This window comes from Dictyobacter alpinus, from assembly GCF_003967575.1.
In the GTDB taxonomy this organism is placed as follows: domain Bacteria; phylum Chloroflexota; class Ktedonobacteria; order Ktedonobacterales; family Ktedonobacteraceae; genus Dictyobacter; species Dictyobacter alpinus.
This window is the reverse complement of sequence record NZ_BIFT01000002.1, coordinates 1,004,133-1,028,660: the sequence shown is the minus strand read 5'-3', so window position 1 is coordinate 1,028,660 and position 24,528 is coordinate 1,004,133. Positions and strand designations below refer to the sequence as shown.

The 24,528-nt window shown below is 48.7% G+C and carries 24 protein-coding genes; 10 read left to right on the top strand and 14 right to left on the bottom strand.

Annotated elements, in window-relative coordinates:
- The first annotated feature begins 31 nt into the window (after positions 1 to 31).
- On the top strand, positions 32 to 973 hold the full coding sequence (locus EL633_RS26630; RefSeq protein ID WP_126630305.1) for a universal stress protein: 942 nt from the start codon (positions 32 to 34) through the stop codon (positions 971 to 973).
- Here EL633_RS26630 and EL633_RS26625 read toward each other — a convergent pair whose 3' ends face one another.
- The 3 genes from EL633_RS26625 to EL633_RS26615 all read right to left on the bottom strand — a co-directional run bounded on the left by EL633_RS26625 (position 974) and on the right by EL633_RS26615 (position 3,245).
- Complete coding sequence (locus EL633_RS26625) at positions 974 to 1,942, bottom strand: universal stress protein (protein WP_126630304.1); 969 nt, start codon at positions 1,940 to 1,942, stop codon at positions 974 to 976.
- A gap of 146 nt (positions 1,943 to 2,088) precedes the next feature.
- Complete coding sequence (locus tag EL633_RS26620; RefSeq protein ID WP_126630303.1) at positions 2,089 to 2,553, bottom strand: Hsp20/alpha crystallin family protein; 465 nt, start codon at positions 2,551 to 2,553, stop codon at positions 2,089 to 2,091.
- A 329-nt stretch (positions 2,554 to 2,882) separates the two neighbouring features.
- Entirely contained in the window at positions 2,883 to 3,245 is a 363-nt protein-coding gene (locus tag EL633_RS26615) for a TraR/DksA family transcriptional regulator (RefSeq protein WP_126630302.1), read from the bottom strand.
- 392 nt (positions 3,246 to 3,637) lie between these two features.
- On the opposite strand from EL633_RS26615, the gene EL633_RS26610 reads away from it, so the two are divergent.
- Both EL633_RS26610 and EL633_RS26605 read left to right on the top strand, forming a co-directional pair.
- Positions 3,638 to 4,792, top strand: a complete 1,155-nt coding sequence (locus EL633_RS26610; protein ID WP_126630301.1) for a site-2 protease family protein — start codon at positions 3,638 to 3,640, stop codon at positions 4,790 to 4,792.
- A gap of 76 nt (positions 4,793 to 4,868) precedes the next feature.
- Positions 4,869 to 5,624, top strand: coding sequence for a DUF72 domain-containing protein (locus EL633_RS26605; RefSeq protein WP_126630300.1), 756 nt, complete (start codon positions 4,869 to 4,871; stop codon positions 5,622 to 5,624).
- Positions 5,625 to 5,742: 118 nt separating this feature from the next.
- On the opposite strand, the gene EL633_RS26600 is transcribed toward EL633_RS26605, so the two are convergent.
- The 11 genes from EL633_RS26600 to EL633_RS26550 form a co-directional block, all read right to left on the bottom strand.
- Complete coding sequence (locus tag EL633_RS26600; protein WP_126630299.1) at positions 5,743 to 6,222, bottom strand: aminoacyl-tRNA deacylase; 480 nt, start codon at positions 6,220 to 6,222, stop codon at positions 5,743 to 5,745.
- 40 nt (positions 6,223 to 6,262) lie between these two features.
- On the bottom strand, positions 6,263 to 6,496 hold the full coding sequence (locus tag EL633_RS26595; RefSeq protein ID WP_126630298.1) for a hypothetical protein: 234 nt from the start codon (positions 6,494 to 6,496) through the stop codon (positions 6,263 to 6,265).
- A gap of 165 nt (positions 6,497 to 6,661) precedes the next feature.
- Positions 6,662 to 7,615, bottom strand: a complete 954-nt coding sequence (locus EL633_RS26590) for a universal stress protein (RefSeq protein ID WP_126630297.1) — start codon at positions 7,613 to 7,615, stop codon at positions 6,662 to 6,664.
- 130 nt (positions 7,616 to 7,745) lie between these two features.
- Complete coding sequence (locus tag EL633_RS26585; protein ID WP_126630296.1) at positions 7,746 to 8,786, bottom strand: universal stress protein; 1,041 nt, start codon at positions 8,784 to 8,786, stop codon at positions 7,746 to 7,748.
- 14 nt (positions 8,787 to 8,800) lie between these two features.
- Entirely contained in the window at positions 8,801 to 10,543 is a 1,743-nt protein-coding gene (locus EL633_RS26580; RefSeq protein ID WP_126630295.1) for a bifunctional aminoglycoside phosphotransferase/ATP-binding protein, read from the bottom strand.
- A gap of 42 nt (positions 10,544 to 10,585) precedes the next feature.
- Complete coding sequence (locus EL633_RS26575; RefSeq protein ID WP_126630294.1) at positions 10,586 to 11,635, bottom strand: universal stress protein; 1,050 nt, start codon at positions 11,633 to 11,635, stop codon at positions 10,586 to 10,588.
- 143 nt (positions 11,636 to 11,778) lie between these two features.
- A complete protein-coding gene (locus EL633_RS26570; RefSeq protein WP_126630293.1) occupies positions 11,779 to 13,815 on the bottom strand; it encodes a heavy metal translocating P-type ATPase in 2,037 nt (678 codons plus the stop codon).
- A 39-nt stretch (positions 13,816 to 13,854) separates the two neighbouring features.
- Positions 13,855 to 14,856 (bottom strand): universal stress protein, encoded by a 1,002-nt coding sequence (locus EL633_RS26565; protein WP_161982464.1) that lies wholly within the window; start codon positions 14,854 to 14,856, stop codon positions 13,855 to 13,857.
- 46 nt (positions 14,857 to 14,902) lie between these two features.
- Positions 14,903 to 15,886: a universal stress protein gene (locus tag EL633_RS26560; protein ID WP_161982463.1), complete on the bottom strand. Its 984-nt coding sequence runs from the start codon at positions 15,884 to 15,886 to the stop codon at positions 14,903 to 14,905.
- A 327-nt stretch (positions 15,887 to 16,213) separates the two neighbouring features.
- Entirely contained in the window at positions 16,214 to 16,699 is a 486-nt protein-coding gene (locus EL633_RS26555; RefSeq protein ID WP_218027592.1) for a GNAT family N-acetyltransferase, read from the bottom strand.
- Positions 16,700 to 17,067: 368 nt separating this feature from the next.
- Entirely contained in the window at positions 17,068 to 17,889 is an 822-nt protein-coding gene (locus EL633_RS26550) for a slipin family protein (RefSeq protein WP_126630290.1), read from the bottom strand.
- A 439-nt stretch (positions 17,890 to 18,328) separates the two neighbouring features.
- Here EL633_RS26550 and EL633_RS26545 point away from each other — a divergent pair, with 439 nt between their 5' ends.
- The 7 genes from EL633_RS26545 (at position 18,329) to EL633_RS26515 (ending at position 24,478) form a co-directional block, all read left to right on the top strand.
- On the top strand, positions 18,329 to 18,556 hold the full coding sequence (locus tag EL633_RS26545; RefSeq protein WP_126630289.1) for a hypothetical protein: 228 nt from the start codon (positions 18,329 to 18,331) through the stop codon (positions 18,554 to 18,556).
- 81 nt (positions 18,557 to 18,637) lie between these two features.
- Complete coding sequence (locus EL633_RS26540; protein WP_126630288.1) at positions 18,638 to 19,399, top strand: hypothetical protein; 762 nt, start codon at positions 18,638 to 18,640, stop codon at positions 19,397 to 19,399.
- A 444-nt stretch (positions 19,400 to 19,843) separates the two neighbouring features.
- The gene (locus EL633_RS26535; RefSeq protein ID WP_126630287.1) at positions 19,844 to 21,421 is read left to right on the top strand and encodes a MauE/DoxX family redox-associated membrane protein; all 1,578 of its coding nucleotides are present in this window, start codon (positions 19,844 to 19,846) and stop codon (positions 21,419 to 21,421) included.
- A 232-nt stretch (positions 21,422 to 21,653) separates the two neighbouring features.
- Complete coding sequence (locus tag EL633_RS26530; RefSeq protein WP_161982462.1) at positions 21,654 to 22,145, top strand: DUF3995 domain-containing protein; 492 nt, start codon at positions 21,654 to 21,656, stop codon at positions 22,143 to 22,145.
- Between the two features lie 155 nt (positions 22,146 to 22,300).
- A complete protein-coding gene (locus EL633_RS26525; RefSeq protein ID WP_126630285.1) occupies positions 22,301 to 22,561 on the top strand; it encodes a hypothetical protein in 261 nt (86 codons plus the stop codon).
- Positions 22,562 to 22,726: 165 nt separating this feature from the next.
- Complete coding sequence (locus EL633_RS26520) at positions 22,727 to 23,647, top strand: cation diffusion facilitator family transporter (RefSeq protein WP_126630284.1); 921 nt, start codon at positions 22,727 to 22,729, stop codon at positions 23,645 to 23,647.
- Between the two features lie 132 nt (positions 23,648 to 23,779).
- Positions 23,780 to 24,478, top strand: a complete 699-nt coding sequence (locus EL633_RS26515) for a VIT1/CCC1 transporter family protein (RefSeq protein ID WP_126630283.1) — start codon at positions 23,780 to 23,782, stop codon at positions 24,476 to 24,478.
- The last annotated feature ends 50 nt before the right edge of the window (positions 24,479 to 24,528 follow it).

The window sequence follows — 24,528 nt, the reverse complement described above, 5'->3', positions numbered from 1 at the left end:
CTGTCCCGTTATAAAGAAAGAGAGGCGCCTGATGTTTCAACAGATCCTCGTTCCCTTGGATGGCTCGGAGCGTGCGAAAAATGCTCTGTTTGTCGCTGCCCGTATTGCGCAGGCTACACATGGCTCTTTACACGTAATCAAAGTGATTGATCCTGTCCCGGAATTAGGCTGGTCAAAGATCGCACTGGAACAAGAGGTGATGTCAAAAGAGCTCAATTCTATGCAAAATGCAGTACGCGTGCCTGACCTTACTGGTATACCTGTGGCATCTGAAATACTGACAGGACAACCAGCCGAACAGATTCTCGCGGCCGCACAGCGGTATCAATCGGATATCATCGTTCTGTGTAGCCATGGGTATACTGGCATTGATCGCTGGGTTATGGGGAGCGTCGCCCAGAAAGTGGCCTTTCATAGTCCCATTCCTGTGTTTGTGCTGCACAAAAATACTTTCTTGTATCAACTGTTGCGGGCGCAAAAAAGCCGACCGGCCAGAATTATGGTACCCCTGGATGGTTCGGTCTTAGCTGAAAGTAGCATCAAGCCAGCGGCGCATCTGTGCGCAGCCCTCTCTGCACCAGAGTCTGGGATTCTGCAATTTACCCATATTATTCAGTGTCCGAATAACATTGAAGCTGGAGAAGATAATAGCGCTACGAAAGCACTAGAAAAAGAGACTGCAATGGCTAAAGCCTATCTTCAAGAGATAGAAAAACGCATCCATGAAGGAGAATTAGCCTCGCTACACTTGCGTACAGCTTCGACTATTGCGCATGAGGCGGATGTCGCAACCATGCTTGAACATATTGCCCGCCACGGCGAACATGCGAACGGAGAGGGGGTATGTGACGCCATTGTTATGGCCACCCATGGGCGAAGCGGTATCAAGCGCTGGCTACTGGGCAGCGTTACCGAACGCATTCTCTCCACCGCAAGAATTCCACTGTTAATTATCAGACCTGAACAAGTATAGTTATGAGTTTTGTGCGGGTGGATGGATAACGAGCAATGGTAGTCCGGTCGTATGGAAGATGCGCTCGGCCACGCTCCCGGCTGCCCAGCGAGCAATGGCGCTTCTCCCATGGGTGGCCAGGGCAAGCAAGCTATAAGCGATTGGTGAGCTTTGTAGCGAGGTCTCACCTTCCACTTCGCGTATAATAGTTTGAGCGATATCTCTTCCCATACTGACTGACCAGGTAACCTGAACACCCAGTTGCGCCGCAGTATCTTTGTTCAGGCTCTCACTGAGTTCTTTTAAATAGTTTCTTGCCTCATCATAGAGAAACTTTTGAATGTTGAGTTTGTGAATTTTTAGGAAGGCCTCGACCCGATCTATATCTAATGTTTTAACGACACGCAATAGATGTATCTCCCTATGCTGTGGCTCTGCGAAGGCCGCTGCAAGATACAGTGTTGGGGGAATACTAGCTTCGGCCAGTAATGAGCCGTCGAGTGCGATGCAGAATGTAAGATCTTGAGTCGGAGCCGCAGGTGGGAAAAGATAGTTTTCGCGTTGGTTGAAGACCGGTACCGGACAATGGTGGACCATTTTTTGCGCGACACTTCCCAGCGTCCAATGTTTCTGGCCTGTATGGCCATGGCTGGTGAGCAGAACCAGATCAATTGATTGTTTGTTAATGATGTCTAATAGCGTTGTGGCAACATCGCCCGAATGGATTTCCATTGAAGTTTCTAGCTTCTCCAGTGGCCCGGAACTACATATACGTTGCAGATATTCCTGGGCATCTTTCTCCTGGATCTCCCTGATTTCATTGGTTAATGCCGCCGCTTGAATTGAAGAGGCCCCAATAGTCTCAAAGATATCAACAATTCTTGCCAGCACGATGGTACTGCGATAGACACGGGCAAGCTGCGCGGCAAATGGGAGTGCCTGTTCGGCACGTGGCGATCCATCCAGTGGGACCAGAATGTGCTTAAACATGGGAAATCCTCGCTTTCGGATGATGTTTAGCGCCTCCTTGCTGGCACGTGTTCAGTGTGGCTGGCAAATTCCGAACGACTGGAAAAGAGCGAGCCTCTTTTCCAGTCGTTGATATACATCGTTGCCGTGAACAATGCGTATATGGGTTAGTGGGATCCAGCGGCCTCTTTTACTTTAATTGGCACTTGTTTAGGTTTGGCTTCCTCTACTTTTGGTACCTGGAGTATCAACACGCCATTGTCATAGGAGGCCTGAATCTTGTTGGCGTCGATGTGCGTTGGAAGCGAAATCGTGCGATCCATTTCATCTGCGTAGCGCTCGCGGCGGATATAATTATCTTTTTCCTTGTGCTCTTTTTCCATCTTTTTGCTCGCCTGAATATGGATCATATTATCTTCGGCAGTAACATGAATCTCCTCAGGCTTAAAGCCAGCAATAGAAGCCTCAATCACATAGCCTTTTTTGTTATCTGTCTCGTAAACATCGAGTGGAAATGTGCGTGATGTAAACATTTCCATGCGCGGAGTGACGAAGCTCTCTTCAAACAAACGGCTCATAGCTTCCCGCAGGGGCATGAGCGCATCAAATGGATCACGTGGTGCTAATGTCATATCGGGGCTCCTTTTCTGTCTTCAGTAAGCATAAAAGTAAATGATCAATCATCTTACTTATCCCATAAGGCTGCGCTACAAACTGACGTTTGGGTCATGAGAAACTCGGTGACTTTGATAAAGAAATACGAAGCAGAGACCGCTTCTTTTTCTTTCTTTCTTTATCTGTATCAGGTATAGAGCCTGGATATTTCAATCGTGTCACAGGAAGTACTGCGGAATCACAGACAAGTCACAAAAACACACACAAATTCTCCCCTGTCGAAAGTTGCTTCTGCTGCTGGTCGATCCGCCTACCAGGCCAGATCGTACGGTTAGAGCTGTGGTGCTTATGTAGCAACCTCATGATAATGGTGTTTTTCGCTCTCTTGCTGATCTTTTACACACAATTCAGCCCAGGGGAGGGCATCCAGGCGTTTCACTGGAATTGGTTGTCCACAGACTTGGCAATAGCCATACTTTCCTTCGTCAATACGTCTGATGGCATTCTTGATATCATGAAGTAATTTAAGCTCTTCACGAAGCATCGCTTCTTCAAGTTCTGTATCTGAAGCATGGGCTGCCGACTCTTCGAGATCTTCTTCCATAAATTCTGTATTTTCTTTGATACGCAATTCCTCAACGCGTTTTTGTAGCTCTGCAAGTTTGTTTTCCAGCAATGTATGTCTGGCTTTGAGATCAATCGACAGCATGATTTATCCTCCTACTCCACTTTGATACGGACATATCCTCGACAACATTCCTGTTTGTACACGACAAAAAAGGTGCATACAAACAGTGAAATGCATAATTGTTTTGGTATATATAGAGCTATGTCGGCACAATTTCATCACCAGATGATCTCCATTTATCTCAAAGTCATCACAACGTTGTATGGTCACACGCGCCAATGGCAGACATTAATGGTGTTTTTTTGTCAGGAATGTCGCATCTGTGATCCTTCTGAGAGGGTGACTGACTATTTGAGAAAGAACTGAGAGGAGCAAGAGGTAGTATGTAGTGACGATGAACAAGTAGGAATGAGATCATCATAGCAAGATTTTGGCGCCACAACGCTATCTTATACGTAGAAGGGAGTGCCATTATGCTACCAGGTTCTTTGCGTATCGGAAAAGTTCTGGGGATAGATATTGCTGTTCATGTGAGCTGGCTTATTATCTTCGTGCTCCTGAGCTGGTCCCTGGAGGTTGGATTGTTTGCTGCACGCTATCCTGGTTGGTCTATAGCAGCCTATTGGGCTCTGAGTATACTGGCGACCCTCCTGCTTTTCATCTCGGTTCTGTTACATGAAATGGCGCATGCCGTAGTGGCTCGTGCACGTGGTTTACATGTGAAAAGTATCACCCTGTTTATCTTTGGTGGTGTTTCTAATATTGAAAAGGAGCCAGGCGCGCCAGATATTGAGTTTCAGATGGCGATAGTCGGACCTCTCACAAGTTTAGCCCTGGCGGGGCTTTTTGGGCTCCTGTTTCTGGCTTTAGGGAACAACCAATCCCCTCTGAGTGCAATGCTGGGTTATCTGGCATTGGCGAATGGTTTACTTGGAGTCTTTAATCTTATTCCAGGTTTTCCATTGGATGGAGGTCGGGTCTTGCACGCGATTATCTGGAAGCTACGTGGTAATGTACGGGTGGCAACACGTGCAGCCAGTCATATTGGCCAATTTATCGCCTACTGTTTTATCTTTTTTGGGATCTGGCTATTCTTTCATAATTACTGGCTAAATGGCCTCTGGATAGGTTTTATTGGCTGGTTCTTATTGAACGGCGCTATTGCGTCCAACACTCAGGGCACACTGGAGGCGATGTTCAAAGGAGTGCATGTGGGTGATGTCATGGATCGTAGTCCTGCCACGGTACCCGCCAACATTTCTTTGCGAAAATTAGTCGATGATTTTTTGTTGCCCCATGGGTGGCGTAGTGCTTTTGTCGTACAGGTCGATCAGCTGGCCGGCTTGATCACGCTGAACGAGGTTCGCCATGTCGCACGCGAGCAATGGACGCAGACTCCGGTAGGTCTGGCGATGGTGCCGCTGGACCGTTTGCATACCGTTACCACAGAGCAAAATCTTAATGAAGTGTTGCCATTGATGATTGGTCAGGATGTTAACCAGTTGCCAGTGGTGCAGGACGGTCATTTGATCGGATCTATCAGTCGAGAGAATATCATGCGTTTCGTGGAGATTAAACGGAGTCTGGCGCTGGATCAGGGTAGCGAGGTAACGCCTGCGCATCTGTGATTCAGCAATCTGACGTATTCCTATTAGATACATAACCACTTTTGTTTTTTTGAAAAAGCAGGTAGTGAGTAAACGTATGATTTGGATTGGTACCTCAGGTTGGATCTATGCGCATTGGAAGGAACGTTTCTATCCACACAAGCTTCCTGCTCGTGAACACCTGTCCTTTTATGCGCAGCATTTTGCCACAGTGGAGTTCAATCGAAGTTTCTATCGGTTGCCGACGCATGAGCAGTTTGCGGCTTTATACCAGCAAACGCGGGAACATCCTGGTTTTCGCTTCGCGGTCAAAGGGAGCCGCTATCTGACCCATATGAAGAAACTGCATGATCCAGAGGAACCCTTGCAGCGCTTGATAACGGCGGCGCAAGGCTTAAATGGTCAGCTAGGCCCATTTCTCTATCAACTCCCTCCTCACTGGCACGTTGATCTTGCCCGTCTTTCGCATTTCGTTACATTATTACCCCATACATATCAAGCCGCCATTGAGTTTCGCGACCCAAGCTGGCTAGACGCTGACCATTTTTCTCAAGTCGCGCGCATTCTGGAGGATGCTGGTTGTGCTCTGGCCCTGGCAGTTGGTGGCACCCTCCCCACACCACTGGATCTTCCCGCCGTTGGTTCATTTGGATATGTACGTTTTCATAATGGATCCCAGGGTGTGGGTCTGACTGAGGATGAATTGTCATTCTGGGCGAACCGCCTGACGAAGGAGGCACAGCAGGGGCGTGAAATATATGTTTATTTTAATAATGATGCCGATGCGCATGCTATCCATAATGCCTTACAACTACGGCGCATGGTAGGTTCGCTAGCTGCCCAACCAACATAAAAATGTATCTGTCCCCCAGACAAAAGGGCCAGGAATGAATGCAGGTTGTTATCGATCATTCCTGGCCTGTTGTGTAAGCAGTTTTGAGGTCTAAGCATACCGTTCACAGTTGCCACCGTTATAGTCCTACCTGCGCTCTGGCGAACATCGTAACGTGTGGGTGCACTAGCTGTTCAAAATCAGCATACTTCACGCTCATGGTGTCTGTGTAGGTTCCGACCGGAAAAGTAATAGACTCTTCCACGGCCAGACTTTTATCTACGTAGACTGGTATGTTATAGAGATTGCCGAAGGGAGGCATGGTTCCTACTTCACAGTCAGGAAACGCCTGCTCAAATTCTTCTTCGTGCGCCAGGCGAACCGCTTTGGCACCTGTAATCGCCTGAACTGTATCCAGGTCTACCGAGTATGTTGCGGGAACAACAAAACATACCAGTTGTCCATCCAGTTTCATGATCACAGTCTTGGCAACCTTCTTGCTCGATATGTGCTCACTCTCCGCGATGGTCACCGCACTGAATGTACGCGGGTGTTGTTGTTCCTCAAATGGTACCTGATGCTCACGGAGATATGTTTCCATTTTTTCTTTACATTGCATGACCGGACTCTCCTTTTAAGATGCCAAATGGAAGGTGATCTTACCGCGATACAGCAATGCCTATGCGCTCTCGCAATAGTTCTTTTGCCCGTGCTGCGCGTTTGCATTCTTCCATTTGTGCATCGTGGAAGAATTGTGCTAACTGGTGATCACCGGCTCTTTCAGCTTCTTTGCGGAAGTTCTCATATTTCCAGGCTCCCTCCAACATGTGGTAAAGAACACTGATCAGATCATAATGTTCGTTACATGTGGATGTAATCTCTTCTGGCTTCATGATGGCTTTCTCCTTCTGAATGTGCGAAATTTTTTCCTGTGTTTAGACCTGCTCTTGCATGCTGCTAACAGCTTTCATCGTTAGCAACATAGCCCGGTCATCTCTCACAGCTATCTCGGTGGCATGCAGATGCATGTCTCAAAACCATCACAAAGGGAAATGCTTTCAGCGGCCTTTTTCATCTGGTGATGGTTCGACAACCAGTAAAGAGATGGTTGCTTTGGAGAGCATACGTTCAGTGACGCTACCGGTAATCCAACGTTGCAAGCCACTTCTTCCATGTGTTGTTAACGCGATCAACTGACAGCGATTGTGCCCATCCTGTTTTTCACCTCGTTCAGCTATTCTGAGTAATTTAGAGGCAACGTCAAGGTCATGGGTGAGGGTAATGGTGATATCAAGATGGAGCGAACTGATTTCACCTTTTTGTAGCCGCTGCTGAACTGCTTGCAGATAGTTCTGTGCTTGCGGGGTCGCTTTTTGCAGCGCCCGGGATACACTATCCTCCTGTCCATACTCAAACGAAGATGGCAGGTGCATAACATAGGTTAATTGGAGTATGCCCCGGGCTGGCATTGAGAGGGCTGCACATAGATATGCCGCGGGCTCCAGTGCTTTCTCAGATAGTGCTGAACCGTCCAGCGCAACCACCATGCGTACCGGTTCAGCTTCATGGGAACACAATTGCTGGAGGAGTTGATCTTCTTCTTGTAGTACAAGTACCGGCACGGGACTGATGCGTGAGATCTTTTGCGCGACGCTTCCCATTGTCCAGCGCTTCAAACCAGTTCGACCATGGCTACACATCACAATCAGATCTACGTGAGAATTTTCAACTGCCAGCAGAATTTGTTCCGTTGGTAGGCCAATACAGGCTCTGGTTGTTACCTCCAGACCAGCCAGTGCTGGACTGTGTGCGACCTGTTGCAGGTAGGTATTCTCCATCTCTAACAGCGAATGATCATGGGGAAGGGTGGACAATCCCATCTCATCCATTGGATTGATCGTTTCCAACAATATCAGGGAACTTCGTGTGGCACATGCGATCCGGGCCGCCACTGGCAAGGCTTGTTCGGCCCGCAGTGATCCATCCAATGGAACTAAAATATGTTTAAACATTGTGTTTCTCACTTCCGTTACAATCTAGCTTCCTTCCAGTACCAGATTGATAGAGACATGCGTTGCTCTATAGTCTTCTTCTCTACTCATTTGTCGGAAAAAGAGGAATAGCGAAGCTCTTGAAGGTCGTTTATAGGATTGGGACATTGATTTTTTCTTTCTTAGCTGTTTTTTTCTGTGGACCTTCCAGCGATTTTGAGCTATGAACGACGAGTAGAGGTTTGTCAGTCATCCCAAGTACATCTTCAGTAAAACTACCCAATAGCAGATGTTGGAAACCATGGCGACCGTGTGTACTCATTGCAATGAGGGTGCAGCCGGTAAACTCTGGAGGTTCACCAACGCATGCGCTTTCTTCGAGGATACGTTTGGTAATATCATCGACATCCGTGTAGGTTACGACCGAGCTTGTAATTTTCATGTTGGGGGGAGCCAGTTCCTCTTTAAGGATGCGTTGCTTTATGTTTTTGAGATAGGCTTCTCCTTCGGCCCGCTGCTCTTTATTTAGCTGCTCTATTTGTGCTTTTGTTTGACGACCGAATGAGGTGAAATGCTGAACCACACGCGTGAGATGGATTGCGCCCCGTCCCGGTTGCGCCAGGGTTGCGATCAATTGGGCTGCCGGCAGTATTGCCTCTTCGGCGATTGGAGAACCATCGAGTGCGATCAGGGCACGCGGAGCAGGTCGGAATGTGATGGGTTGATCGTGTAGTTTGGGGATGACCAGGACTGGAACCGGGCTGTTACGTACCAACTGTTGCGCGGTACTACCCATGATCCAACGCGTGAGTCCAGTTTCTCCATGCGTGCGCATCACAATCAGGTCAACCCCCTGGAGCACGGCATAATCAACAATGGTCGTGGCCGCGCCTCCCTGCAGGACATCAGATTGTACTTTGAGCGTTTCAAGGTTCGCGTACGCGATTACATGTTGTAGATAGTCCCGCGCATTGGTAAAAGCCGTTTCTCGCATGGATTCCGCCAGGCCTACTGGTGCCATGGGATGAAGCGGAACATAGCCAGATGGTAGAATAACGCGTAGTAGCAGGAGTTCCGCTCTACTGGCACAGACAATAGTCGCCGCCATTGAGATTGCTTCCTCCGCGATTGGAGAACCATCTAGTGGAACCAGAATCTTCTTAAATCGAGGGAAACCGTTCAGGGAATTCATGTTTTTCTCCTCTTTTATATGTGTGTGAGTAAGGATTGAAGTTCGTGCTCTAGCCTGCTCAGTAGGGTCTGTGGGGAAGAGGCAGTGGATAAGACAATATGTTTGACGCCGGGTTCCTGCTCGGTAGCGAATGCTTCCCACTGTGCCATCTGCATAGCGTAGAGTTCTGGCCGACCATCGGAGGCGTCGCTTGCGCCCCGCTGCTGTGATGAGAGCTGTTCGCCAGCGAGGCGGGCTTGCCAGCGTTGTTCAAGGCGCTGTAATGTCAGCTCGCGTGGACAGACACACTCGATGAATATGACGCTAGCACCATACTGGCTAGCTTGCCGGACAATGTTCTGGCGATCGGCACGACGCGAGAATGTTCCATCTAGAATAACCGAATAGCCTTGCCGGAGATAGGCCAATGCTCGCTGGTGGAGTGCTGTATAGGTCTGCCTGGTCCAGGAGGAATCATAAATGCCAGCGCCAAATTGCTCCGCCTGTGGCTGTGCTGGTTGCAACCGGGCCAACTGTTTGCGGATCCTATCTGTAGAGAGTAGCCGACAGGCATATTTCTCCTGAAGCGCCTGCGCAACAGAGCTTTTTCCACTTCCCATGACGCCACCAACAATAATCAGGAGTGGTTGCGGTGACCATTTCGTATACCCTAATGCCAGCTTAAACAACTCGCTGGCTTCCGATTGGGCCCTGCTCCGCTGACTTGCATTGATCTCTGGATCGTCGAGCAGAAACGAGGTCACCTTGCCGCGTACACAGGCACGATAGCAGGCATAGAACGGGAGCAGTTTCAGCAGTGAGGTATCGCCCGTTTCCGCTAGATAGTGTGTCAGGAAGACATCGGCAAGATCGGGACGCTGTGCCAGATCTAATTCCATACACAGAAATGCAACCTCACTGGCGACATCACCATAACGAATACGTTCGTTGAACTCGATGCGGTCCAGCAGGATGATTGATGGATCTTCCTCAGGCAAGACATACACATGTTGCAGCCTGAGATCGCCATGACAATCGCGAATGTAGCCATGGAGAAAACGCTGCTGAAAGAGCTCTTGCTGCTGTTTGAGGAACTGATAGACATAGTGTTGCAGGGCCGTATATGTTTTGTGCGATAGGGTCTGCTCGATATACGGATGCATCTGCTGAAAATTCTCTTCCCAATTCTTGCGAATTACAGGGATACGACCCGCTTGCGCAATGTGCGTGTTGGTTGGCGTTTGACTATGGAATTGTGCCACCACATGTGCGATGCTAACCATTAAGTCTGGTGTTACCTTGCCAGCCTCCAGTAAAGCATGAAGTGTCGCACTTTCTGGTAAGCGGCGCATGACAACCGCGTAATCAATAACGGTTGCACCTTCACTGCCGGGACCTGGCGCAGGCTCGCTGGAAGGTGGATAGGTTGCGCCAAAGGTGATTGTTCCATTCCTCGCCTGCATAACCGGGGCTACCCCCAGATAAATACCGGGAGCCAGCGGGGTATTTAAGCTTACCTCCAACTGGCAAAAATGGCGGCGTAGATTGATAGTCGAGTAATCAAAGAAGCCAAAGTTACGAGGCTTTTTGAGCTTATAGACATAGTCAGGGGTCATAATGACCGCTGACGCATGCGTCTGGATCAGGTACGGATCTTCTCCCCGCCCATAACGAAAAGGAAAAGCTTGCCGTTTGAGCAAGGCTTGCACCATGCCGGCAAATGCAGGTTCTCCATCCTGTTCAGTATGCTTATGTAGGGAAGAATGGATCGGCATCATCTTTTCCTTTCGGTTGGTGGGTACGCAGGATGCATACACGTTCTACTCTACTGGCAATGCCTCCCCTGGTGCCTGACTCTCGGCTGCCTGAGATTGGTCGACACTTGTATGCACAATGAATATTGGCTGTTTGGTTGTATCCAGAACACGCTCAGTGATACTCCCCAGTGCCCAATGGTCAAGTCCACTCCGTCCATGGGTTGCCATTGCCAGCATGTCGATATGGTCCGTATTGGGTATTGAGCCGACTGATGCAGGTAGCACCTGCGTATTTTTTGCGGCCTCGACCAGGGTGTGTGCGATATCCTCATGGACCAGAACAGAGGTGGTAATCTGCAGGTTTGGATAAGCCAGGTTGCCGCTTAAAAGCCGTTTTTTCACCTCTTCTAGATAGAGATAGGTTTCGTTGATGATACGCTCTCGGGCCTCCTCAATGGCACGATGGGTTGTGAAGCGGCCATGTTTTTCTGGAAATGGGAGTACCTGTACCAGGTGGAGTGTGGCCGACTCTGGTACCGCCAGCGCGATGCCTAGTTGTAGCGCTGGTGCCAGGATTGACTCGGAGATGGCGGAGCCATCCAGTGCGACCATGAGGTGCAGTGGTTGCGGGTGTAGCGAGGCAATAGCATGCTGGCTCTCATTTTCGTCATGGATTACGAGTAGTGGAACAGAACTGATGCGTGTGAGCTTATGGGCTACTCCACCTAAAGCCCAGCGTTTCAAGCCGGTATAGCCATGGCTGGAGAGGATAATCAGATCAGCCTTTGCCGTATCGGCAAGCTCCAGGATGGTCTGGGCGGTAGTGGTTGAGACTGCCGTTTGGATCGTCACCTCGATGCCTGCCAGGAGTTCAGATGTTGCGACCTGGCGCAGATAGCTCTCGGCCAGTTCAACCCCAGCTTCGGTTATCTCTGTATCGAGTTCCTCTGGCCCTGCCAGTACACGTGGATAGCGGGTAAACTCAATTGATGGATACGTGATACGTACCAGGAGCAGTGATGCTCCTGTGGATCTGGCTATGCGGGCTGCGACAGGTAGCGCACGTTTCGCGTAGAGTGAGCCATCAAGTGGTACTAATATTTTTTGAAACATCCCATTTCTCCTTTTATCAAATACCGGGTGGGCTTTTTATGGAGCGAATATGAATAATTTTTAGCAATATTTTCTTCTATAGAAAGCATAAAGAGTTCATATCTCTAACAGATCACTAGAGACAAACCAACTTCTCAAATTCATCACAATTTTTCTGGCGGGACTTGTTGGCTGTCCTTTTTCCTGACCTGGATGGCACTCACCCGTAGCGCGTTAAAGATAACCAGTACGTCGATTCCTTCCTGGAGGATTGCGCCGATGGCCGGAGGGAGATAGCCAAAGGCCGCGAATACCATCGCTACGCTACTCAAGCCGATGCCAATCCAGATCCCTTGTCGGGCGATACGCATGACGCGACGGCCAAGGAAGATAGCGGTATCGACACCCAGGATGTTTGTGGAGAGTAAGACCGCATCGGCGGCGCTGGCCGCGGCCGTCAATCCCTGTGTCCCCAGCGCCATACCAACGGTAGCGGTCGCTAGCGCGGGAGCATCATTGATGCCATCGCCGACCATCAAAACTTTGTGTCCAGCCGCCTCTAAATCCTGGATTACGCGCACTTTATCTTCGGGTAAACAGCGGGCGACAACTCGATCGATATTGGCTAGCTTCCCAACTTGCTGGGCCACCGTCTCACTGTCCCCGGTGAGTAAGATGGTCTGTTTAATGCCTTCATGTTTAAGGGCAGGACAGAGTTGGCGGATCTCTGGACGTGGCACATCTTCCATGATGATGAGCGCCTCTACGAAGTGGTTGAGTGCGACAAAGCTACAAATTTGACCCATATCACGTCGGCGTTCGCGCTCCTCTAAGAAATATGCTGGGAGAGGAATATCCAACATGCGTATAAATGTACGGTTACCTACGGCCACCTTTATCTGTCCCGTGTCACCTGGATGTGACATAGCGTTTGCTGATTGGTTGATGGCGATCGTGGCGCACACGCCCTTGCCAAAGGTTTCTTCGAAGTTGTTCATCGTATAAAGAGCAACCTGCCTCTCCTGTCCCGCGTTAACAATGGCCGTAGCCAGGATATGGGTGGAGAGCTGTTCGACAGAGGCAGCATAGCGTAGAATCTCTTCTTCTGTGTACTGGCTGTTCGTGGCAAGGAGAATAGAGGATATTTTTGGCATACCCAGTGTCAGTGTGCCAGTTTTATCAAAAACAGCAATATCTACTTCACCCAACTGCTCAATGGCGGCGCCACTTTTGACGATGATACCATTGCGGGCAGCAATATTGATCCCGGACATAATGGCGATTGGCGTTGCCAGAATGAGAGGACACGGAGTCGCGACCACCAGTACGGCCAGGGCATAGATCTGATTGCCAGAGAGGAGCCAGGTTACGCTAGCCAGTATGATCGTGAAGAGCGTAAAGACAACACTGTAGCGATCAGCCAGACGGTGAATTGGCGCTTTTTGTGCCTGGGCCTCGGTTACCAGCCGCACAATCTGAGCATATTTACTGTCTGCGCTTGGCTTACTGGCCCGAACCTCTAGAATACCATCTAGATTCACACTGCCAGAGAGGAGTCCCATGCCGGGTGTTTTACGCACGGGCATTGGTTCGCCGGTAAGATCGGCTTGACTGACATTCGATGTGCCCTGGACAATAACACCATCCACAGGCACCAGTTCTCCCGGTTTAATGACAACTACCATACCAGGCTGTACCGTTTCGACTGGAATGTCTAGCAACTGTTGATCTTCCCAGACATGGGTTGTGCGTGGTGCCCGTTCGGCTAACGCTGAAAGTGAGCTACTTGCGCGCCGTAGCGCATAGGCCTCCAGCGCCTCACCTCCGGACAGCATTAAGACGATAATGGATCCGGCCAGATATTCATGGAGTAAGAGTGAGCCAACAATCGCCAGCGCCGCAATAATATCAATGCCAAATTCTCTGTGCCAGAGCCTTCCAACCATCCCCCAGAGCAGAGGAATACCACCCCAGACAATAATGGCGAGCAGCAACCAGTTGGCAAGATCATCGCGTCGAAGCAGCCAGAGCAGCCCACTGCTAGCAAGCAGAATAAGGGCAACGACCGGAATGGGATAACGTTTAAAAAAAGACCAGTAATGTGTATGCCAGGTTGTCTGTGTCTCTTCTTTCGTTAATGGTGGAGCATCTCTCTGTTTTGTTGACGGCACCTGTTTTTGCGCTAATTTATGATTCACCATGAATTTACCTTTTTTGAATAAAGCTGACAGTGTTTTTATTTATAAAGATGTATTTGGTGAGACTGGCGTAGCCTGAGCGGACTCTTCTTGCATGGGAGGACGCACAATAAGCAGGGGTAGTTTTGTTTGAGTAAGGATACGATCCGCGATACTGCCAAAAAACAAGCGCTCCAGTTTATCGCGGCCATGGGTCGTCATGGCTAATAGTTGGCAAGAAGGCTGCCGGGTGTCATGGCTTTTTTCAGCATAGCGGATAATTTCTTGAGCCGCATCGGCACCATTTTGTGCATTGCTCACAAGCTTTATGCCTTCAGGTAATCTTGCTGTCTGTTCCAGGCGTTGTATGACATCCTGTAGATAGGTTTGTGTCTGCTGTTGGATCATTGTCTGGAGATCGAAGTGATAAATTTCGCGAAAGGTTTCCTCATTTGATGAGCTTAGAGGTTCGATAATGCGCAAGAGATGCACATCGGCCTGGTGTGGTGAGGCGCAGGCTGCTGCGATGGCAATTGCTGGTTCGATGACTGCTTCTGCCTGTGGCGAACCATCAAGGGCCACACAGACCTGGAATACAGATTGTCCTATGAGCTCATCACCGTAGAGCAGGGGATGTTCGTCCCGTTGAATTAGTACTGGTACCGGGCACGCGCGTGCAACCTTCTGGGCTACACTGCCCAACGCCCAGTTTTTAATACCGGTGTATCCGTGACTGCATAAAACTACTAAATCGATGTCATGCAGCTTGATTGCATCTAAAATGGCTAATGAGGCATTGCCCACATACACCTGGATCGTCGTTGGAATGCGCGCTAATAGTGTCGATCCTTTAATACGATCCAGATATTTGCGCGCTTCTTGTTCTTCAAGTTCCTGAATGCGTTCCATCATGCCGAGTGTGCGCATATTATAGATGTTGATGATTTCAACGCTCTGTAGTAGATACATACTGCTATGATTGGCCTGCGCAATATGTGCCGCCAGCGCGAGTGCTTGTTCGGCCCGCGGTGATCCATCCAATGGAACCAGAATTCGTTTAAACATGACATGTTCTCCTTTGAAAGGGTCAACGTTGCCGATGATGATAAAGTTATGGAGTTTCGCTAACGGCTGTCTCTGGCTCTGTCTGCTCGCCACTTTCATTTTGCTTGTTGATGTCTACCGGACGTATGATAAGCATCGGCCGATGCGTCCCAACGCGTATGCGCTCGGCGGTACTCCCTAGCGTCCAGAGTGGATGGGCGGTGATGCCATGGGTTGATATGGCGATAATATCGCAACCACCAGCCACGCCACTATTCTCCGCGTCTTCACCATTCTCCGCCACACGGATAATCGCATCGGCAGTATCTCTATTCACTGCAATCGACCAGGTAACAGGCATCTGTTGACGCGCAACGATAGGAGCGATTTCGCCCTGCTTGAGACTGGTGGCTATCGTCTGGAGGTAGAGTCTGGCAATATGGAGCGTTTCAGTATTGTCGACCACACGCACAAGGTGTATGGCGCAGTTCCCAGAGGTTGCTAGCGCATAAATGAGTTCGGCCGCAGGTTCAAGCGCAGCGGCCGCATACGTTGAGCCATCCAGAGGTACCAGAATGCGCAATGGCTGAATTGGATCTGGATGATGACCAAGTGGTAATGCGCTTTGATCGCGTAATAATAGGACTGGCACCTTTGCGTATCTGGTGACTTTTTCTGCCACACTGCCCAGCGTCCAACGCGTCAGGCCGGTATAGCCATGGGAGTTAACAATAATCAAATCTGCCTGCTGTTGCTCTGCCGTGGCAAGGATAGTTGAGGCTTCATTTCCCTCGGGCACCAGGATTTCTGTCTGTATGCCCTGAAACATCTCTTTTTTTGTCAGCGTAACCAGATATTTTTCCGCCTCAAATCTGGCCTGTGCTGGAAGCTGTTGTGCAAAACTGGTCTTTGTCGCGGTGATCCAGCCTGGATTAACCACACGTAATAAGATAACGGTTCCTGTGTGGATACGAGCCAATCGTAGTGCCAGTGGAAGCGCGCGTTCAGCATTTTGCGAGCCATCGAGTGGAAGAAGGATCCGCTTAGCCATTGTTCTGCTCCTTTGCTTAGGAATATAGGTTGATTCTGATGACGCTCGATTGACATACCCGGTTGATATCCACACCATGGCTGAATATCAGTTGCTGTATGTATATAAGTAGATTTTTATAGTTTACAGGTATACTATAGTGCTGCCATGTCTCAATGCCCTCACATGCTCGATGCTTATCTCTCATTACCATCACAATTCATGACGTGCTGGTCCCCGAGACCAAAAGAGGCTGCCGACATGCATCATAACGCATGTCGGCAACCTCTTTTGGTCTGGCTATTGCAATAGTATTAGTGCAGTGTATTGAGAGCTATGATGGAAATATCAGTGTTGTTTGAGGTCAAGTTTGTATACTGGCTCCTCACCTAGCTCGAAACCTGCAGGTTGAAATCCTGCGCCCATATAGAGATACCTGGCGGCCGTATTTTCGGGATGGACGGTTAGTTGCAACGTTTCACATTGAGGATAATACTTTTTGATAAACTGCACAAATAAATGTAATGCTTGCTTGCCATATCCCTGTCCTTGATAATGCTGATCAATAAAGAAATGGAAGATCCAGTAGTTATTAATGCTTCCTGGATCATATGCCAGTGTGATAAATCCAATCATGGCTGTCCCAGCATAAAATGCATACGGTACCCATGTGCGACCGCCCGGTTGGATATAGGCTTTGGCCAATGCGATTGCCGCGATCGGAACATGTTCTGCCACAAAATGTTGTTGTTCTGGATGCACCCCTAGCTGGAGCGCTTCACGCCAGTTATCGCGTGTCACCTCATGCAACGACAATCGTATCTGCGTATTCAATATTTCTCCCCATTCATTTTTGCTCCAAACCTTTGCGCTGCTGTGTTCCCAATCTCTTAAATGTAATATTTCAAGCACTTTATACTGCCGTGTTCCAAATATTTTAAATGTGGTGTTGAAAGCACTTTATACTGCCGTGTTCCAAATATTTTAAATGTGGTGTTGAAAGCACTTTATACTGCCGTGTTCCAAATATTTTAAATGTGGTGTTGAATCGTGCGCATTGCGCACGATTCAACACCACATTTAAAAGAAGCAAGGGCGCTTTAGCGCCCGAGTGTGGCGAGCTGCACGCTCGCCGATTATGAAATCAGTATAGCTGATATACAACCAAACATGCAAAACTTTGAGACACGCCCAGAGTTGCTTTAAGATAAAACTTCTTCTTTACGAGAGTTGTTTGATAATCCCTGGACAGCCGCAGTATCCTGGCGTCGCATCGCCTTGATCATTGGTTCAATCACATCCATTGGTAGTGGAAAGATAATAGTCGAATTTTTTTCAACGGCAATTTCGGTCAAGGTCTGCAAGTAACGCAGTTGGAGAGCTGCAGGCTGAGAGCCGATAATATTGGCGGCCTGCGCTAACTGAGTTGAAGCCAGTAACTCACCCTGGGCATGAATGACCTTCGCACGCTTCTCACGTTCTGCCTCAGCCTGTTTGGCCATGGCGCGCTGCATCGTGACGGGCAATTCTACATCCTTGGTCTCGACGGCCGTGACCTTTACGCCCCAGCGTGAAGTATGTTCATCGATAATGGCCTGCAACTCACGATTAATCTTATTACGATCCGCCAGTAACTCATCCAGTTCGGACTGTCCCAGCACGTTACGTAAGGTTGTTTGTCCAATTTGTGAGGTGGCTTGATTGAAGTTGACGACATTTACTATCGCTGCAATCGGATCAACCACATTGAAGTAGAGGACAGCGGTAACTTTAATGGTAACGTTATCACGGGTGATAATCTCTTGTGGTGGTACGGTGAGTGTGACAATACGCAGATCAACGGTACTCATACGCGAGATGAACGGGGGTACAAAGAAGAGACCGGGACCCTTTGCGCCAATCAGATGTCCCAGGACGAAAACGACTCCTCGCTCATACTGCTGAACTATACGGATAGCAGAGAGTATGAGAAAAACAATCACGAGAGCGATGGCGGCAAGAATAAACAATACCAATAGACTCATGGCACGTCTCCTTAAGGCCTTAGGAGCACCAGCCGAATAGAGATGGGGGAGAAGCTGTGCAGATAAAGCTATACTTAATAGTATATGATAATATATGTGTTATTGTCAATAAAAAATGTTGAGGTGATTGATTTAACATTTTATGCGGATAATTACCGAATAGTTCAATTTATTTATAATATTTTATCGTAACCATTTTGGTGTTTTACATATTACACATTTGTAAAAAATCGTGTATACTTAAAGAGCCACATGGAATTTTCTATGTGTCCCGCCCCTTTATGAATTCTCCTCCTTTGAAAAGGTGCGCAGCGATCCTCAAAAGCTACACCTTTCCTAAAAATAGGATGAGTACAAATCCTTCATCCTAAGAACAGAGTAAATTGTGTCCAACTGGACTCTCATATAGGATGTTTAGTCTCTGATCGGGGGTAAACTGATGGATGATTCCATAACGCAGATGCGACTTTCTATGCGCTTAGAAAAATATCTCAGCGATTATACAGAAAAAAATGTTCGCAAAGATACATTGTTTAGAGAGGAGTGGGATACTGCGTGGTACGTAGCTGATACCGCTCGTATCAAGAATATTCTTACTCCAGAGCTGGTTGATGATGTTCGCCTGGCTTTAGATAAGCTTGAGCCAACCAGAGCGATGCCTCTTTAACCATGATTTCGGTCGGAAATTTGCCATCGTGGCATATGCTGTGATTCGACAATGGATGCTCATCATAAAGAGGAGGCCATCATGCAAGGAACATTAGCCAAAGAGAAGCTGATAGAACAGAAGCTTCAAGCATTTGAGCAACTGCAGCCTGAATTTGAAGCAAGTTTTCGCATTGTACAGGAAGTACAGGGCCAGAGACGCTTTCATACTATTTCTGTAGCTGAGATTGTTTCCTATCTTCATGCACTCTGGCTTTGTGAATGTAAGGATCGTCTTTTGAGTGTATATCGAAGCATGGTACGCTACGAGGGCCAGCATTGTCTCTCACTCTTACAGGGCTGGCAAGCGGGCGAGAGTGCAGCCGTGGTCGAGTTTCTCCAACGAAAGCTAGACGGTCTGCCTTTTGCTGATCTTACCTATCAGATGGAGATAGCGAAAACTGTTCTCCATGCGGACGATGGTTTGTTTCAGCGCTTGCTCTATGGTCGCCTTGTCTTGCTCAATCGCGAGATGAATCTCTTGCAGGCCCTGGATGCTATCTTTTCTTTGCCTGATGAAGCCCTTTTAGAGGAGGTGCGTGCCACCTGTGCCGCGACCGGCCACACCCTCAGTCAGATTGAGCAGCAACGGGCTGAAGTAGAAAATCCGCTTTTTGCCTATGCTCCCCATCCACGGCTGTCCCAACGCAACATGCTGGTGATGAATGCACTGGGAGTCAAAGTCACGACACCGCCTGCCGAACTACCGGGTAAGCGCTCCTGGCAACTGGTAGCACCAGCAGAAACGCAGCGCCCCTTTGCTGAATCCATTATTCGAGGCTATCAGGAACTTTCCTCATCTTAGTGCTTGTGAGGGTCCCCTCAATTCAGGTGATTTAGTTTTCCCTCGCAGATACTGTTTAGCCTTTACTTCACGGTTTCAACATGTTCGGTGTGGTGAGAGCCGTGTAGCTGGATTTTTTCTGCAAAAAGCTCTTTATCGTCATTGTTAAATTGAATCATCTCTGTTTAATCGTATTTCTGCTATGATTGACTTTTGCCAATTTTTGTATTATACATAGCAAGAAAGATTTTTCAACAATTAGTAGTAAATACAGCAATGGATGAATTTTTCCGCTGGAATCAGGAAACTTACCTCTCCTGATTCTTGTCTTTTGTGGCGGGGTAGCTGTGAGTGATGTGTTGTCTACAGAGGGATCCGGCTGTCATGTCCGGTGCGCGCGATTGGTATCTCCACCATGCGAAACTTTCAAGCTCGTAATTGCTAAGTTCGAGGGAGAAGAAATTTATGCCCGTCGTTTTACTGCTGGTTCGACTCCTGCTTTCATTCATTTTCCTGATTGCTGGTCTGGCAAAGATGGCGGATCTTGCTGGCTCGCAGAAAGCCTTACGTGACTTTGGTGTTCCAGAAGTGCTTGCCAGGCCGTTAGGAATTATCCTACCTCTTGTTGAAATCGTTCTTGCGATCGGACTTGTAGCTCATATATGGGCACCGCTGGCAGCCCTGGGTGCGCTGGGAATCCTGCTCATTTTTTGCGCAGGTATTGGCTACAATCTGGCGCGGGGACGCCAGCCAGATTGTCATTGTTTTGGACAGCTCTACTCGGCTCCAGCAGGCGTCTCGGCCCTTGTCCGTAATGGTGTCTTAGCATTGCTGGCAACAATTGTAGTCTGGCGTGGACGTGGAAGTGATAGCATGAGTGCTACCAGTTGGTTTACTGCATGGCCATTGATACAACAGATCGCATTCATTGCCGCCGTCATTATTGTGCCTCTCCTGATAGTTGGAGGCTGGCTATTACTGCAATCGCTACGTCAACAGGGGCTCTTGCTGCTACGTCTGGATCGGATCGAGAATCGCCTTGGACAGGCAGGCATTATTGTAGCGCAGCCACAAGGAGAGCAGCCAACCCATGGATTACCCGTGGGAGCGCAGTCACCAGCTTTTTCAGGGAAGGGATTGGATGACGAGGTCATCTCGTTGCATGGCTTGCTGGCACTGGGGAAGCCAGTGATACTCATCTTCACCGATCCCAATTGTGCTCCATGTTCTACACTTATGCCCGAGATTGGGCGCTGGCAGCGATCCTATGCAGGTAAGTTGACGGTGGCCCTACTGAGCCATGGCTCAGTGCAGGCCAATCGCGCGAAAATATCCGAGCAGCGTATTACACGTATCATGCTTCAGAACAATGATGAGATTGACAAACTCTATGACATCCATGGAACACCGAGCGCGGTACTCATTCATCCCGACGGACTTATTGATAGTCCTGTGGCGGAAGGCATAGAGAGTATCCGAACCCTGGTATCAAATGCCGTTCACCTGCCTGTCTGGCGTCGCCGCTTGCCTGTACTGGCTCCGCTTAACGCTCCCCCTGAAACGGCTGCTCCTGTGCTCGGAACGCTTGCTCCGGACTTCAGCCTGCCCGATTTTAATGGAAAATCTGTCTCTTTGAGTTCATTCCGTGGTAAGCCCACCTTGCTACTCTTCTGGAATCCCGACTGCGGTTATTGTAAAAATATGCTTCCTGACCTGCAAGCATGGGAAGCCGAGCCTCCACAGGGAGCGCCTGAATTGTTAATCATCTCATCTGGTCCCATCGAGAAGAATCGTTCATTGGGTTTGCACTCACCCATTTTGCTTGGTGGGGATAGCGATACTGTAAAAAAAGCATTTGGTGTTGACGGTACACCGATGGCAGTTCTGGTAGATGCCCAGGGCAACATTGCATCGGCTCTGGCCGAAGGATCATTTGAAGTCCTGGCTCTGGCCTATAACACTCAAGCTGTGAATGACGCAGAGAATTCCAGTAGTCATGCTGATCGCTATCCGAAAGAGAGCGAGCCGCTTGAACAACGATAAAGGATAAGATACGAGAGGTTTTTTGTCTCTGTAATGCTATACTGAGATCGCAGATAAGGGCAGAGCAACAAAGTAGATATATTGCCTTTGACGTTTGTTGATTACAAGAGACCCGGGTGCTCAGTAACAAATCAGAAGAGGAAGTCAGGGAAAGCCAGCTTCTTCTTCTTCTTTTTGTCTCTGGAATGTATATGTAAATAGTAGAAGGGCTAGCATGAAAAAGGGATTTGAGATGAAAAAGCCAGTTTCGTTCTCCAGACCATCGCGGTTAATTGTAGGGATAGCATATGCGGCCGGAGCCTGGGCTTTCCTTTTTGCTTTATTGAGTTTCTTCTGGGCTGCCGGGGGGAAGACAGGGCTCCATGAGTTCGAGATTGAAAAACCGGACGCGTTCCTCTATGCGACCAATCTGATCGCAGCTGTGCTGAAAGTTGTGGCCGGGCTGATTGCGCTGGCACTGGTTCAACCGTGGGGAAAACGTATCCCGCGCTGGATGCTAATAACCTCTGCCTGTGTTGCGGGTGCGATTTTTATCCTGCATGGCCTGTACAGTATCCTTGGCGATATCCTGGTTATAGTTGGCGTTGTCCCCATCTCGGAACCCACTAATTCGAAATGGCGTCTGCTCGATCTTTACCTCTGGGGCCCCTGGTGGCTGCTTGGAGGTATCCTTTTCGCCCTGGTACTATGGTTGACCTGGCGCTATCGGCGCGCTCGTGTGTAGCCAGTTGGATTTTTTGTGTTAGAGAGAGAAGGAATAAAAACACTGCTTGTTTTTATTCCTTCTTTTAACGAGCTGAGAAGATATGTTGAAACCTTCTCTACTCTTGTGCGTTTATAGGACAGTAATATATTTTCTCTCAGAATAAAGGATACTCGATGTCACTATTAACAGTATTTGGAGCCGTAGCCGTAAGTATCATGCTCCTTTCTTACGCGCTTGAGGCCCGCTCCCATCGCTGGGTCCTGGTGTTTGCGTTTGCCTGTGCGGCTTCATCTCTGTATGGCTGGCTCTCTGGTACCTGGCCCTTTGGGGTTGTCGAAGGCATCTGGGCGCTGGTGGCACTACGTCGCTGGTGGCGATTGCGTACAGTTGCTATTCATCCGGCCTCTCACTATGATGAGCCTGGGCCTGAATAAATGTAAAGATGAATATGTTGTATACATGTAGCAAACTGCAACATGGTTATGATCAATATTGCATCTTGGCCTCACCTCTTCTTCGTGCTACTATTAGCAAACTTGTCTATAAAATAGATAAAATATAACAGGCTCAATCTGAGCCTATAACCTGAGAGGATAAGGATGAAACAGCCATCACTGCGTATATATATGTATTTATCAATAGCGGCGGCAATAGTGACCATGGGAGTCAAGTTCATTGGCTATTTTCTGACTGGTTCAGTTGGATTATTTTCAGATGCCGCCGAGTCGGTGGTTAATCTGGTTGCGGCGCTGGTTGGACTGTGGGCGGTCACATTAGCGGCGCGCCCTGCCGATGAGGATCATACTTATGGGCATACCAAGTCAGAATACTTTTCTAGTGGCGTTGAAGGTGCCTTGATCCTGGTTGCGGCACTCATTATTGCCGTTGAAGCCATCCCTCGCCTGCTCCATCCAGAACCGATTGATCAAGCGTTTCTCGGTTTATCCTTCTCCGTGTTTGGCGCTATAATTAATGGCGTACTGGCCTGGTTTATGTTGCGTGCAGGCAAGAAGCAGCGCTCTATTACGCTGGAAGCCGATGCCCACCATCTATTTGCTGATGTAATCACAACTGTTGGTGTGCTTATTGGTATCCTGCTGGTTGCGATCACAAATTGGTACATCCTCGATCCAATTGTGGCGCTGCTGGTAGCAATCAATATCATCTGGACCGGTGTCAAATTATTGCGGCAGACAGGACTAGGCTTGCTTGATACCGCGCTTCCACAAGAAGATCGCGAAGCCGTGAACACTGTGCTGGATACCTATCGGAAGCAAGGGATTGATTTTCATGCCTTACGTACTCGTATGGCTGGCCGACGCCGCTTTGTCTCTTTTCATGTGATCGTACCAGGGTCCTGGACAGTCCTTAAAGGGCATACCATCTGTGAAGGAATCGAAATGGCTATTCACGAAGCGCTGCCCGAAAGCACTGTGTTTACCCACCTCGAACCAAAAGAAGATCCCGTGACCTTCCAGGATATTGAACTGGACCGAGCAGCCCCTTCCCCCACAAAATAAGTAAAGCTTGCTAGAGAGTGGCAGGAATTAATCTTCTTTTCAGGAGAATATGATACACTTTCAGAGGTAGCTGAGGACAGGGTTGACTGTTCGTTATTGCCCCTGTTATCAACTGAGATGAAAGGTATATTCATGCCACAAACACCACATATAGAGAAACATTTTACGGCCGGCGAGACGATTCGCGATATCGTGATTGGTATGTCGGATGGTCTCACGGTTCCGTTTGCTTTAGCGGCTGGTCTTTCAGGGGCGGTCAGTTCAACAACGATTATTATTACGGCAGGATTGGCTGAGATCGCGGCTGGCTCGATCGCGATGGGACTTGGTGGCTATCTGGCTGCGCGTAGTGATGCCGAACATTATGCGAGTGAGCGCCTGCGTGAAGAACAAGAAGTCAAAGAGAAGACCGAAGATGAAAAAGCAGAAGTGCGGGAGGTTTTCACTTCCTATGGTCTTAACGAAACAGAGAGTGCTCCCATTGTAGAAGCACTCAGCAAGCGACCAGAGGCCTGGGTTGATTTTATGATGCGCTTCGAGCTTGGCCTTGAAAAACCAGATCCCAAACGTGCGTTGACCAGTGCACTGACCATTGCCGGCTCCTATGTGGTTGGAGGTTTAATCCCTTTAAGTCCCTATTTCTTTCTCTCGCCAGCATCTACCGCACTGCTCTTTTCTGTGGTGGCAACCCTGATCGCCTTACTGGTCTTTGGCTATGTCAAAGGTCGCTTTACCGGTGCCAAACCTTTCAGAAGCGCGTTGCAAACGGCCTTGATTGGTGGACTCGCCGCCGCCGCCGCCTTCCTGATCGCGCGCCTTATTTCAGGGTAACGCTACATCTATTTGGATTTACAAGGTGTCTTAATTTTTTTTCTTGCTCA

Bases quoted from the DNA above. Each gene is read 5' to 3' on its own strand.
- EL633_RS26515 (WP_126630283.1), top strand. From the start codon at position 23,780: ATGCCACAAACACCACATATAGAGAAACATTTTACGGCCGGCGAGACG.
- EL633_RS26630 (WP_126630305.1), top strand. From the start codon at position 32: ATGTTTCAACAGATCCTCGTTCCCTTGGATGGCTCGGAGCGTGCGAAA.
- EL633_RS26620 (WP_126630303.1), bottom strand. From the start codon at position 2,553: ATGACATTAGCACCACGTGATCCATTTGATGCGCTCATGCCCCTGCGG.
- EL633_RS26625 (WP_126630304.1), bottom strand. From the start codon at position 1,942: ATGTTTAAGCACATTCTGGTCCCACTGGATGGATCGCCACGTGCCGAA.
- EL633_RS26570 (WP_126630293.1), bottom strand. From the start codon at position 13,815: ATGGTGAATCATAAATTAGCGCAAAAACAGGTGCCGTCAACAAAACAG.
- EL633_RS26545 (WP_126630289.1), top strand. From the start codon at position 18,329: ATGGATGATTCCATAACGCAGATGCGACTTTCTATGCGCTTAGAAAAA.
- EL633_RS26580 (WP_126630295.1), bottom strand. From the start codon at position 10,543: ATGATGCCGATCCATTCTTCCCTACATAAGCATACTGAACAGGATGGA.
- EL633_RS26525 (WP_126630285.1), top strand. From the start codon at position 22,301: ATGTCACTATTAACAGTATTTGGAGCCGTAGCCGTAAGTATCATGCTC.
- EL633_RS26610 (WP_126630301.1), top strand. From the start codon at position 3,638: ATGCTACCAGGTTCTTTGCGTATCGGAAAAGTTCTGGGGATAGATATT.
- EL633_RS26520 (WP_126630284.1), top strand. From the start codon at position 22,727: ATGAAACAGCCATCACTGCGTATATATATGTATTTATCAATAGCGGCG.
- EL633_RS26535 (WP_126630287.1), top strand. From the start codon at position 19,844: ATGCCCGTCGTTTTACTGCTGGTTCGACTCCTGCTTTCATTCATTTTC.
- EL633_RS26530 (WP_161982462.1), top strand. From the start codon at position 21,654: ATGAAAAAGCCAGTTTCGTTCTCCAGACCATCGCGGTTAATTGTAGGG.
- EL633_RS26560 (WP_161982463.1), bottom strand. From the start codon at position 15,886: ATGGCTAAGCGGATCCTTCTTCCACTCGATGGCTCGCAAAATGCTGAA.
- EL633_RS26575 (WP_126630294.1), bottom strand. From the start codon at position 11,635: ATGTTTCAAAAAATATTAGTACCACTTGATGGCTCACTCTACGCGAAA.
- EL633_RS26540 (WP_126630288.1), top strand. From the start codon at position 18,638: ATGCAAGGAACATTAGCCAAAGAGAAGCTGATAGAACAGAAGCTTCAA.
- EL633_RS26565 (WP_161982464.1), bottom strand. From the start codon at position 14,856: ATGTTTAAACGAATTCTGGTTCCATTGGATGGATCACCGCGGGCCGAA.
- EL633_RS26585 (WP_126630296.1), bottom strand. From the start codon at position 8,786: ATGAATTCCCTGAACGGTTTCCCTCGATTTAAGAAGATTCTGGTTCCA.
- EL633_RS26595 (WP_126630298.1), bottom strand. From the start codon at position 6,496: ATGAAGCCAGAAGAGATTACATCCACATGTAACGAACATTATGATCTG.
- EL633_RS26590 (WP_126630297.1), bottom strand. From the start codon at position 7,615: ATGTTTAAACATATTTTAGTTCCATTGGATGGATCACTGCGGGCCGAA.
- EL633_RS26600 (WP_126630299.1), bottom strand. From the start codon at position 6,222: ATGCAATGTAAAGAAAAAATGGAAACATATCTCCGTGAGCATCAGGTA.
- EL633_RS26605 (WP_126630300.1), top strand. From the start codon at position 4,869: ATGATTTGGATTGGTACCTCAGGTTGGATCTATGCGCATTGGAAGGAA.
- EL633_RS26615 (WP_126630302.1), bottom strand. From the start codon at position 3,245: ATGCTGTCGATTGATCTCAAAGCCAGACATACATTGCTGGAAAACAAA.
- EL633_RS26550 (WP_126630290.1), bottom strand. From the start codon at position 17,889: ATGAGTCTATTGGTATTGTTTATTCTTGCCGCCATCGCTCTCGTGATT.